The organism is Streptomyces sp. NPDC050546 (genome assembly GCF_044457425.1).
Taxonomy (GTDB): domain Bacteria; phylum Actinomycetota; class Actinomycetes; order Streptomycetales; family Streptomycetaceae; genus Streptomyces.
This window is the reverse complement of record NZ_JBITGX010000023.1, coordinates 1-11714: the sequence shown is the minus strand read 5'-3', so window position 1 is coordinate 11714 and position 11714 is coordinate 1. Positions and strand designations below refer to the sequence as shown.

9 protein-coding genes and 1 pseudogene are annotated in these 11714 nt (G+C 73.2%); 7 read left to right on the top strand and 3 right to left on the bottom strand.

The genetic code is table 11. The features are described from left to right. Positions 1-238: 238 nt before the first annotated feature. Complete coding sequence (locus ACIBK5_RS38660; protein WP_399027356.1) at positions 239-589, bottom strand: hypothetical protein; 351 nt, start codon at positions 587-589, stop codon at positions 239-241. A 263-nt stretch (positions 590-852) separates the two neighbouring features. On the opposite strand from ACIBK5_RS38660, the gene ACIBK5_RS38655 reads away from it, so the two are divergent. Further along, complete coding sequence (locus ACIBK5_RS38655) at positions 853-1767, top strand: hypothetical protein (protein ID WP_399027354.1); 915 nt, start codon at positions 853-855, stop codon at positions 1765-1767. 28 nt (positions 1768-1795) lie between these two features. On the opposite strand, the pseudogene ACIBK5_RS38650 reads toward ACIBK5_RS38655, so the two are convergent. Then, positions 1796-2068: pseudogene (locus ACIBK5_RS38650) on the bottom strand (radical SAM protein); the annotation flags it as partial. 39 nt (positions 2069-2107) lie between these two features. Beyond that, on the bottom strand, positions 2108-5899 hold the full coding sequence (locus ACIBK5_RS38645; RefSeq protein WP_399027352.1) for a WD40 repeat domain-containing protein: 3792 nt from the start codon (positions 5897-5899) through the stop codon (positions 2108-2110). Positions 5900-6186: 287 nt separating this feature from the next. Between ACIBK5_RS38645 and ACIBK5_RS38640 the strand changes: the two genes are divergently transcribed. From ACIBK5_RS38640 to ACIBK5_RS38615, 6 genes are all read left to right on the top strand, one after another. Further along, a complete protein-coding gene (locus tag ACIBK5_RS38640) occupies positions 6187-6615 on the top strand; it encodes a hypothetical protein (RefSeq protein WP_399027351.1) in 429 nt (142 codons plus the stop codon). Further along, on the top strand, positions 6612-8021 hold the full coding sequence (locus ACIBK5_RS38635; RefSeq protein WP_399027349.1) for a hypothetical protein: 1410 nt from the start codon (positions 6612-6614) through the stop codon (positions 8019-8021). The genes ACIBK5_RS38640 and ACIBK5_RS38635 overlap by 4 nt, the downstream gene beginning before the upstream one ends. Positions 8022-8106: 85 nt before the next feature. Next, complete coding sequence (locus ACIBK5_RS38630) at positions 8107-8427, top strand: GYD domain-containing protein (RefSeq protein WP_399027347.1); 321 nt, start codon at positions 8107-8109, stop codon at positions 8425-8427. A gap of 51 nt (positions 8428-8478) precedes the next feature. Beyond that, the gene (locus ACIBK5_RS38625; protein WP_399027345.1) at positions 8479-9648 is read left to right on the top strand and encodes a sensor histidine kinase; all 1170 of its coding nucleotides are present in this window, start codon (positions 8479-8481) and stop codon (positions 9646-9648) included. Beyond that, on the top strand, positions 9645-10358 hold the full coding sequence (locus ACIBK5_RS38620; RefSeq protein WP_399027344.1) for a response regulator: 714 nt from the start codon (positions 9645-9647) through the stop codon (positions 10356-10358). The genes ACIBK5_RS38625 and ACIBK5_RS38620 overlap by 4 nt, the downstream gene beginning before the upstream one ends. Before the next feature lie 95 nt (positions 10359-10453). Further along, positions 10454-11623, top strand: a complete 1170-nt coding sequence (locus ACIBK5_RS38615; RefSeq protein WP_399027342.1) for a serine hydrolase domain-containing protein — start codon at positions 10454-10456, stop codon at positions 11621-11623. Positions 11624-11714: the final 91 nt, after the last annotated feature.

Genomic DNA, 11714 nt, shown 5'->3' with positions numbered 1-11714 from the left:
CGAGAACAGATGATTCAGAGGAGGCGGAGGGGCAGGAAAAGCGAAGCCGGTTCGAAAACCCGTTCGCGGAATGTGGACGTCCTGAAAACCCCGGCGGTCACCCTCACGCCGGCGCGATCGACACGGAGCGCGGCCCAGAAATCGTTTCGGCCGGTTCCCGCCGTCGCGGCCGGGCCAAGAACGCGGCAGGGGGCCCGCCCCATGGGTGAGGCGTGCCCCCTGCCGGTCGGTCACGTCACTAGGCGGTCACGATGCAGGTGGTGGGAACCCAGCCCTTGGTCCCCTTGTAGGAGATGTAGTCCCACTGGTCACTGCCCTGACCACACCAGTCGTCGTACCACTTCGACGCCTTCTCGTTCTTGAGGCTGCAGGCGGTCTTCCCCTTCGGGAAGAGACCCAGAGCGGTCGATGAGACGCTCTTGCTCTTGCGGATCTTGACGCTTTCACGCGCCTTGACCTTTCCGTTCCCCGTGCCCGCCTGGCACGCGGCGAGCACGGAAACCTCGCCGGACGACGCGGTGGCCGTCGGAGCGGCTACCGCCGGGTTCGCGGTGAAGGCGACACCGGCCAGCGCCACGGCACCCAACACGCTCATCATTTTCCTGCGCACGAAAACCCCGTTTCCCCGAAGTTGATCAGTCAATTGGCAACTTATCACTCCGGAAATGGCGCGTGATCAGGATGCGCACCGAGATCGGAAAGACCTTGTGTGAACCCGGTGAAAGTGAACGCAGATCGGGGCGAACCCAGCGGATGGGTCGTTGTTCGGACCGTGGAAACGGGTCGCCGAACAATTCGCCGCCCGGTTGAACTGGGCCGGTGGGACCGGACGCAGCGGGAGAGGGGTGTCGGATGCGCGGGAGCGCGGGTGTCGGGATCGTGGTCGCCGGGCTGGTGCTGGCCGTCGGTGGCTGCGCGGGCGGTACGGACGGCAAGGGCGGCGCGGACCAGGACGGCACGTCCGGCCGGGACACGGCCCCGGCGACGCCGTCGCAGCCGCCGTCCAAGGAGTTGGTGCGGTGGGTCGGCGCGATGTGCGAGTCGACGGTCGCCCTCAGGAACGAGCGTGCGCGCAGTGCCGCCGATCTGAAGGAGCTCCGGGGCATGGGCGGTGGGGACGACCTCCTCGTCCAGTCCCGCTCCATCGGTCACCTCAACGCGGCGGCCTCGGCGGTGGAGGGCGTGGCGAGCGACCTGGCCGACCTCGGCCGCTCGGGCATCCCCGCGGCCGACCGGATGCGTGACGCCCTGGAGAAGGAGGTGAAGCGAGCCGCCGGGAAACTGGGTGAACTGTCACCGCTCGACGTGACCGACGACGCCCATGGCAACGCCGCGGCCGTCGACAAGGAGGTCCAGTCCCTCGTACCCCTGCCGGACCTGCCCGCCCTGGCCGAGCGGGACCAGCGGTTCGCGGCGGCGTACGAGCGGGCCGAACAGTGCGCCCCGGGCTGGAAACCCGCACCGGACACCGACGCGCCGGACACCCCCTCCCCCGACCCCACCGGCCCCCTCCCCAAGGCGGCCGACGGCAAGAACACGGCAGCCTGCGCGGACGGCAGGTGTGAGATCCTCGTGACCTCCCAGACCGACCTCACCGCGAACGGCGTGACCCTGCACATCACCACCGGCGACTCCGTCACCTTCCAGACCCCCAACACCGTCATGAACCTCGGCGGCCAGGGCGTGGCCCAGTTCGGCGAGGACCTGAAGATCACGATCGTCGCCCAGAACGAGGACGGGGCGGTGCTGAGGTTCAGCATTCCCTAGAGGTCTCGCGCATGGTGGCGGGTGTCGCTCACATCGTCATCGTGGCGTGCAGCCGGGTCAGCCGTGCCGTCTCGTCGTCGCGGAAGGCCGCTACCTCGTGGCAGCGCCGGCTCATCACGAACTCGCCCAGTGGCAGGCACAGGTCCATGCGCTGGATGCAGACGCCGACCATGAACGGGCCGTCCGCCCCGCGGTACAACCGGACCCCGTAGTACCCCTCCTGGCAGTCGTCCGGGTGGTTGAACCGGCAGTCCGCGCGGGTCTCGGGCAGCCGCACGGGCCGGATGCTCTGCAGAACGAGGCCGGAGTCCCGGGCCCCCGGAGGCGGCTGGGAATCCCTTCAACGGCCCTCGCACGTCCCCCGATAAGCAACCCCCGGCAACCGCTCCTCCCACTCCGCGCGGGTGAGGATGCCGGTCGTTCGGTCGCAGACGTAGGACGTCGTGCGGGTCGGGTCCAGCGTCCAGAGCCGGGCCGTCAGGTCGTAGCCCGCGGAGGCGAGGGCGTCGCCCCGGGGGCTGAAGGCGACGGTGGTGACGGTGTCGAGATGGCCCGTGAGTTCCTGGCCGACGGGCTCGGCACGAGCAGGGTCGGACACGTCCCACAGCCGGACCGCGTGGTCGCCGCCGCCGGTCGCCAGGGTCTTTCCGTCCGGGGCGAACGCCAGGGCCCGGACCTCCCCGCGGTGTCCGGTCAGTGGTTCTCCCGACGGGCGCACCCGGCCGCCCTGCCCGACGTCCCACAGCCGCACCGTACGGTCGTCGCTGCCCGTCGCCAGCGTCTTGCCGTCCCTGGTGAACGCCACCGCGTTGACCGCCTCGTCGTGTCCGCGGAGGGCGGTGCCCGCGGGGCGGGCCGGTGTGCCGCCCTCCACGTGCCACAGCCGGGTCGTGGAGTCCTCGGAGGCGGTGGCCAGGAGACGGCCGCCGCGGGCGAAGGCCACGGAGGTGACGGTGTCCGTGTGGCCGCGCAGCGGTGCGCCGAGCGGCCGGACGCGGTCCGGTCGCCGGACGTCCCACAGGCGCACCGTGTCGTCCTCACCGCCGGTGGCCACCGTGCGGCCGTCCGGCGCGAAGGCCACGGCGGGGGTGCCGCCTTCGTGTGCGGGCAGGGGCGCTCCCAGGGGCGCGGGGCGGTCGGGCGTGGAGACGTCCCACAGGCGTACGGTGCCGTCCGCGCTGCCGCTGACCACCGTACGGCCGTCCGGGGCGAACGCCAGGGCCAGAACCTGGTCCTCGTGGGCGAGCGGCCGGGGCAGCCGGCGCGGGCGGTCCGGGCGGCGTACGTCCCACAGCCGGATCAGCCCGTCGTCGGTGCTGGCGGCGGCGAGGAGGCGGCGGTCGGGGCTGAAGGCGACCGCGGTCACCGGGTTGGTGAAGTCGGTGAGGACGGTCGGCGGCCGGTGCCAGAGCAGCACGCCGCCGTCGGCTCCGGTGCTGGCGAGGGTGCGGCCGTCGGGGCTGAAGGCCACCTCCCACACGGCCTCGGTGTGGCCGGTCAGCGGCTCCCCGAGCTGCTGCGGGTAGGCGGGGTTGGCCACGTTCCACAGGATGGGTGAGTCGTCCTCGCCCGCGCTCGCCAGCATCTCGCCGTCGGGGCTGAACGCCACCGACATGACCGGCGCGGTGTGCGCGGTGAGCGGTTCGCCCAGGGAGCTGAGGCGGCCCGGGTCGGACGCGTCCCACAGCCGTACGGTCTCGTCGAAGCCGGCGGTGGCCAGCGTCCGGCCGTCCGGTGAGAAGGCCAGCGTCCAGACGGGGGCGGTGTGGGCGCGCAGGGGCTTGCCCAGCGGTGCGAGGCCGTCGTCCTCGCCGTAGCGCCACATCCGTACGGTGCCGTCGTAGCCGGCCGTGGCCAGTGTGCGGCCCTGCGGCGCGGACGCGACCGCGCGGACACTGCCGTCGTCCGACGCGTCGGCCTCGGCGGGCTCGCCGAGCGGTGCCGGGCGCGCCGGGTCGGTCAGGTTCCACAGGCGTACGGTTCCGTCGTCGCCCGCGGTGGCCAGGGTCCGGCCGTCGGGGGCGAACGCGGTGGAGACGACGTTCTGCGCGTCGTGGCTCACCAGTGGGCGGCCCAGGGCGCGGGGCCGCTTCCGGTCACTCACGTCCCACAGCCGGACGGCGCCGCCTTCCCCGGTGGCCGCCAGCAGGTTCCCGCCCGCCGATGCGAAGGCGACCGCGCCGACCCGGGCCGTGCCGAGGCGCAGGGGTTCGCCCAGCGCCTTCCCGGTGCCGGTGTCCCACAGCCGGACCGTGCCGTCGTGGCCGCCGCTCGCGAGGGTCCGGCCGTCGGGCGCGTACGCCACGGAGCTGCCGACCCCGTCGTGCCCGGGCAGTTGGGTGGGCAGGACCCGGCCCGCGTCCGAGGCCAGCCGGGTCTTCAGGTCCGGGGTGGAGCGCATGCGGTACGCGGCGACATCGAGCCGGGCCGCCAGCCCCGAGTGGGTCTCGCGGACCCGGTCGGCCTCGGCGGTCAGCTGTCCGAAGACGGCGTCGTCCCGTTCGGCCTGCGCGGTCGCGCGGGCCTGGAGGGCGACGACGGCGGTGCCGGTGGCGAGCAGGGCGAGCGCGGCGAGGACGGCCACGACGGTGCGGCGCAGCAGCACGGCACGGTGCCGGCGTCCGAGCGAGGTGGTGAGGAACCGCCGTTCCAGGGCAGTCAGTTCCTCGCTGCCGGTCTCGTGCGGGAAGGCGTCGCGGGCGGCGCTCAGCCGGGAGCCGGCGTAGAGCGCGGCGTTCTCCTGCCCGAGTCTCTGCCAGGTGCGGGCGGCCTCGGAGAGCGCGCGGTGGACGCGCAGCCGGTCGCGCTCGGCGTCGATCCAGCCGCGCAGCCGGGGCCAGGCGGTGATCAGGGCCTCGTGGGCGAGGTCGACGGTGCCGTCGTCGAAGGTGACGAGACGGGCCCGGGCCAGACGCTCCAGAACCACCCGGGTGTCGGCGGGGCTGCCGAAGTCGAGCTCCGCGCGGTCGGTGGGACGGCGTGTGTCGGGTGTCCCGTCGCCGGGGGCGACCAGCCGGAGCAGGACGCGGCGCGCCAACTCAGCCTGTGCCGGGGTGAGTTCGCCGTACACCTGCTCGGCGGTCCGTACGACGGCGCCGTGCAGTCCGCCGGCCGCCTCGTAGGCGGTCTCGGTCAGGGCACGGCCGCTGCGGTGGCGCCAGGTCTCCAGCAGGGCGTGCGACATCAGCGGCAGCCCGCCCGGGGCGTCCTCGACCTCGTCCAGGAGGCGGTCGGTCAGGGCGCGTTCCACGATCAGGCCTGCCGTGGCGGCCGGGCGGACGATGGCGTCCCGCAGTTCCGTCCGGCTCATCGGCCCGGCGAGCAGCGTGGCGTCCTGCAACGCGGCGGTGAGCCCGGGGTGTTCGGCGCAGCGCCCGAGGAAGTCGGCCCGCACCGCGATGACGACACGCAGCCGGCTGTCGGCGTCCGTGGCCGCGACGAGGCGGTCGATGAAGGCGTCCCGGTCGGCCGGGTCGGCGCCGAGGGTGTACAGCTCCTCGAACTGGTCGACGATCAGCCAGGTGTCGGCGTCCGTGTCGGGGACGGGTTCCAGTCGGTGGGCGTGCGTGTGCAGCGGGTCCGCGCCGGGGGTGAGGATCCGTACGGCCGCGGGCGGCACGCCGTCGTCCGAGGCCGCCGTCAGCCGGGGGATGAGGCCGGCGCGCAGCAGGGAGGACTTGCCGCTGCCTGAGGGGCCGAAGACGGCGGTGAAGCGGTGCTTGCGGTTCAGCTCGGCGAGCCGCTCCACGAGCTGGTCGCGGCCGAAGAACAGCTCGGCGTCGCCCGGTTCGAACCGGGTCAGGCCCCGGTAGGGCGGCCGGGCGGTCTCGGCGGCGGCGGCCTCGGCGGCCAGTTCGTCCGACGCCTCGCGCCAGCGCCGCTCCCACTCGGCGAGGTCGCCGCCGCAGGCCTTCACATAGGCGAGCGTCACCGCCCGGGTGGGCAGCTGTCTGCCCGCCGCGGCCTGCGACAGGGTGGTCACCCCGTACCGCGCCCGCCGGGCCATCTCCCGGTACGTGGGTCTGCCCGCGGACTCCCGCAGCGCGCGCAGCCCGGCGGCGAACCGCGGCACCGTTCCGGCCGCCGGATCCAGCTCGCCCTCGGCTCTGCCCGGTCCCACCTGTCCCGGCACGTGCCCGCCCCCTCCCCCTCGTACGCCCTCCCCAGACTTTCGGCCGAATCGGCGAGCGGGACACCGGGGTTCACCTCTTCCTCACCCTTTCCGCCCCCGGGTTGTTCGGTGCGGGGAGAGGGCCTGCTGAACAACCCCGTACGGCGGTCGGCTTCTGGTGGGCCACGGCGCGGTCCGAGCACGGCGAGGGGAGGGCTCGGGCCCGCCGCGCATCCAGGAGACGGAGAGTCATGTACGGACAACGAAGGCGTGAGGTGAGGGCGATGCGGGACTCCACGACGACACGTATGCCGAGATCCCTGATCTGGATCCTCGTCCTGGTCTGCGTGCACGCGATCGGAAGCTTCTTCGGCGGCTGGGCGGTCATCGACGAGAACCAGAGCAAGCTGGACCACGGGCAGGACCCCCTGATGCCGATGGCGATGGCCTGGTTGCTGGCGCTGTTCTGCTGCGGACTGGCGGCGCTCCACCTCACCTGTGTCGCGCTGGCGCACGGGCGGCACGCCTGGGTGCGTGTCGCGCTCATCGTGTGTCTGTCCCTCGCGGCCCTGGGGATGGTCTTCGTCTTCCTCGGTTCGCTGGCCGCCGGAGCGCCGAGCCCCCCGGCGTTCCTGTTCGCCTGTATGGACGTCGCGGCCCTGTGGACGGTGAGCGGCGAGACGGGCCGCCGGTACTTCTCCGTACGCGCCGCGGCGCCGGCGGTGACCACACCATGACCCACCCGGCGTACGAACCTCCGCGGGCGCGGGCCCCCGGCGACCCGCTCGCGGTGGCCCTCGGCAACGCCACGCTGCTCGGCTTCGGCTATCTGCTGCTGCGCCGACGGCGGTTGACGGCGATCGCCGTGATCGGCACGGTCGTGCTCGTCGACCTCACCGCCAGGACGGCCGCCACCTGGTGCGAGGTCCTGCTGCTCCTGTGGTGGGCGGCCGGCATCGCCCACGGCTGGTTCCTGGCCCGCCGCAACCCGGAGCAGGCGGTACGGCGGGGACAGCGCGCGGGAACACTCACCCTCGCCCTCGCGCTCGTGCTGACCGCGGCCCTGCTCCGTATCGACGCGTACGGCATCGAGAACCGGGTGACCGAGGCCCGTGAGGGCGGCGACTGCGAGGCGGCCGTGGCCGCGCAGGGCGAGGTGGGGTGGGGCCACCGTCTGGCGGGCGCGCCGGTGGTGGAACCCGGCGACGCGGTGGTGGAGGCGTGCCGTCGGCTCGACGGGGCGGCGGCCGCCCTGGCCCGTGCCGCGCGCGGGGGCGGCACCGAGGACCTGGGGCGGGGCTTCGGCACGCTCGCCGGTGTCCTGAACGAGCCCGGTAACGAGCAGACGGTCAGGTCGGTCCTGGACACCTTCCTCGACGCCCTGCCCACCGACGACTCCTGCGACACCGCCGCCCTCACCGCCTGGCTCCGCGCCCGCGGCCCCAGCCACGACGTCCTGGACCGCTCCGCCCGCACGGCGGCACACACCGAACCGGCCGCCCTGGTGGGCTGCGGCGACCACCTGATGACCGAGGACGCCTGGCAGCAGGCCCGCACGCACTACCAGCGGCTCCTCGACACCTACCCGGACGACACCCGCGCGGGCGAGGCCCGCGACGGCGTGCGTGAGGCCGGCCTCGCCATCGAACTGAACCATGTGCGCGGCCTGGTCGAGGACGCGTACGACGCCCGGTCCGGCTACTGCGCCGAGCCCGCGAGATACGGCGGAGCCCCGCCGTACCGCAAGGGCTCCGGCCGCGCGCTGTTCCTCGGCGACACCGAGTACACCGACGGCCTCCCCGCCTCCTGGCGCACCGGCGACCCCGCCAAGGCCGCCCTGGTGGTCTGCGCCGACGAGGCGGAGAACGGGGCCGCGGTCCAGACCTGCCCGTACGAGAACAAGAAGTCCGCGTACCTCCCCCACCAAGTGACCTTCTACAAGGTCAGGGTCCCCCTGAAGATCTACGAACTCCGCACCGGCAAGCGCCTCGACCCCCGCTCGGTCCAGATCAGCGGCGAAAGCTGCCCGAACGTCCTGCGCTACACGTCGTACGGCACGTACGACCTCGGCCCGGGTGACCAGTTCGTCTCCACGTCCAAGCCGGGCGTACGGGACGCCTTCGCCCGGGCCCTCGGCCGCTGAGCCCACGGCTGGGGCCGCGCCGCAATCAGGTGAATGCGGCGGCCCCGCCGGTAGCGGCCGAGGTACCCCCGGGAAGGCATGCCCCATGCCGAAGTTCCTCATCCAGGCCACGTACACGCCCGAAGGCACCAAGGGACTCCTCAAGGAGGGGGCCAGTGGGCGGCGGGCTGCCGTCGAGCAGGTCGTCACCGGGCTCGGTGGGGACGTCGAGGCCATGTACTACGCCTTCGGGGCGGACGACCTCGTGATGATCGTCGACTTCCCCGACACCGTCTCCATGGCCGCCGTGAGTCTCACCGTCAAGGCCAGCGGTGCCATCCAGTCGCGGGCGACCCCGCTGCTCACCCTCGACGAGATCGACGAGGCCACCCGCCGGCAGGTCGCGTTTCGCGCGCCCGGAGCGTAGTTCGCGCGCCCGGAGCGTAGGCAGCCGTCAGGGCGCATTACCTTGTGACGCATGGGGGGTATACGCAGGGACCCGCGAGGGTGGTGGGAGCACGCGCGGGCGCTGACGGCCGCCAATCCGCTCGTCGTCGACATCGGCGTCGCACTGCTCGTGCAGGGCGCGATGACCATGCCGTTCGTCGTGCCGCGTGCGGCCGGGGCGCCGCCCGCGACCTGGGGCGCGTACGGGCTGAGCACGCTCACCGTGCTGCCCCTGGTCTGGCGGCGGCGCGCTCCCGTCGCCGTGCTGTTCGCGATGCTGGCCACCACCGCGCTGTACGGACTGGCCGTGGACGGGCCCGGGCAGCCGCTGCCGTACACCGGGCTCGTGATCACGTACACGATCGCCGCCCTGTCGCCCGCGCGGAAGCGGCTCGTCACCGCGGGTGTGCTGCTGGTCGCCGTGCCGGTGGGCGTGTGGCTCAACACCCGGTCCGCCCGTGAACTGACCTTCTCCGTCATCGTGTTCGCGGCCGCCTACGTCTTCGGGCGGCTCACCGACACCCGTCAGCGGGCGAACCGCGTCGAGGCGGAGCAGGCCGCCGCCCGCGAACGGGCCCGGATCGCACGGGAGATGCACGACATCCTCTCCCACGCCGTGAGCCTGATGATCGTGCAGGCGGAGGCCGGGCCGGTGGCGGTGCGTGCCGCGCCCGAGCGGGCGGAGGCCGCCTTCGACGCGATCTCCGCGACCGGTCGGGACGCCATGACGCAGCTGCGCCGGATGCTGGGCGTGCTGCGGGAGGGGGACGACGACAGCGCCGCCCCGCGTGAGCCGCAGCCGGGGCTCGCGGAGCTGCCCACGCTCCTCGACCGGGTGCGGGCCGGGGGCCTCGACGTCACGTACGGGACGGCGGGAGACGTCCGGCCCGTGCCGCAATCGGTCGCCGCCACCGTCTTCCGGATCGTCCAGGAGTCCCTGACCAATACCGTCCGGCACGCCGGAGCACATACGGTCGCGGTACAACTCACCTACGGGGGAAGCGACTTGGACGTCAAGGTGACCGATGACGGACACGGGCCGCGACCCGGCCGCGGCGGGCAGGGGCACGGGCTCGCCGGGATACGGGAGCGGGCCGCCGCACACGGGGGGAGCGCGGTGACCGGACGGGGAGCGGACGGGCGAGGGTTCGAGGTGCGCGTGACGATCCCCCTACCGGCCGCCGCGGAGGTGGCGCGGTGACGATCCGGGTCGTGGTGGCCGATGACCAGGAGCTGGTGCGCAGCGGCTTCGCGATGATCCTGGACGCGCAGCCGGACATCGAGGTCGTCGCGGAGGCGGGCGACGGGGCCGACGCGGTCGAGGCGGTACGGCGGCACGCGCCCGACGTGGTGCTGCTCGACATCAGGATGCCGCGCGTGGACGGCATCGAGGCCTGCCGCGCGATCACCGCCCTGGGCGACTGCCGGACCGTGATGCTCACGACGTTCGACTCCGACGAGTACGTGTACGAGGCGCTGCACGCGGGCGCGAGCGGCTTTCTGCTCAAGGACGTGCGCCGGGACGATCTCGTGCACGCCGTACGGGTCGTCGCCCGGGGCGACTCGCTGCTCGCGCCGTCCGTGGCCCGGCGTCTCGTCGAGCAGTACACGCGGCCCGCCGCCGCCCGGCCCCGCCGCCCCGATCCCCGCCTCGACGTGCTGACCGGGCGGGAGCGGGAGACGCTGCTGCTGCTCGCGCGGGGTCTCTCCAACGCCGAGATCGCCGCCGAGCTGGTGGTCAGCGACCACACGGTGAAGACGCATGTCGGCAACGTGCTGGCGAAGCTGGGGCTGCGGGACCGGATCCAGGCCGTGATCTGCGCGTACGAGACGGGGCTGATCGCGGCCGGTGATCCCCCGCCCGGGGGAGCGGGCCGGGCCGGGCCCTCCCCCGCGTCGGCGAGGAACTGACCCGCCAGGACCGCCCGCGGGGGCGATCCGCTCGTCGTCTCAGGTCCGGAGGATGGAGCCGTCCAGAACACCGGTTCCGATCAACGGAGTTGACCATGACCCCTACCCGTCTGCTGACCGCCGCCGTGCTCGTCGTGGGAGTCGTCGCGGGGTCGTCGGCCCTCCCGGCCGCCGCCTCCGCCCCGGCGCCCGTGGTGTCCGTGGTGTCCGCCCAGTCTTCGGACCGCGCCCTCGAAGCCGCCATCGCCGGGCTTCCCACCGCCGACGCGACCGCCGCCCTCGTGCGCGTCGGCGGCAAGGAGGGCACCTGGCGGGGCAGTTCGGGCGTGCACGACCTGCGGACCAACCGGCCCGCCGACCCCGACGCCCGGTTCCGCGCCGGTTCCGTGACCAAGGTCTTCACCGCGGCCGTCGCCCTGCAACTGGCCGAAGAGGGACGGCTGGACCTCGACCGCACCGCCCGCTCCTACCTCCCGGACCTGATCCCGGCGGCGTACGAGGACGTCACCGTCCGGCAGCTCCTCGACCACACGCACGGCATCCCGGCCCCGGACTTCCCCGGCACCACCGTCGAGGAGGCGTACGAGAACCGCTTCAAGGTGTACGACCCGAGGGAGATGGTCCGCTCGGCGACATCGAAGACGCCGGAGTTCGTGCCCGGCGAGCGACAGCACTACCTCAACATCGGGTACACGATCGCCGGGCTGATCGTCGAACGCGTCACCCACGACTCGTACGAGGACCAGGTCGCCCGGCGCGTGCTCGAGCCGCTGGGGCTGTGCGACACCTCCTACCCGGGGGCGAACCCGCGCATCGTCGGCCCGCACAACCGCGGATACCAGCGGATGCGGCTCGACGACGGGACCACCGGGCTGCGTGACGTGTCCGTGTGGGGGGTGACGGACGGCTGGGCGGCCGGGGACATCATCTCGACCACGGCGGACCTGGAACGGTTCACCAAGGCCCTGTTCCAGGGGCGGGTCGTGCGCGGGCCGCTGCTGGAGGAGATGTTCACCCTGCCGGAGGTGACCGACTTCAAGACCGGGAAGCCGGCCGCCTACTCGGTCGGGCTCTCCATGATGGAGCTGGGCGGGCGCGAGGTGTGGGGCAAGACGGGCGGGCGCTGGGGGTACAACGCGGCCATCGCCTCCACCCGCAACGGCTCCCGCACCCTCGTGTACAGCGTCAACTCCACCGACGCCAAGGGCCAGGGCATGAACAAGGTGGCCGAGAACATCATGGTGGCGACCTACGGCAGGCCCTAGCTGTATTGACCCGCGGGGTTGTTCACACGGCTGATGGGTGGCTGACCTGCGAGTGCGGTGTGGCAGCGGTGGTGGTTGTAGGCGTGGAGGA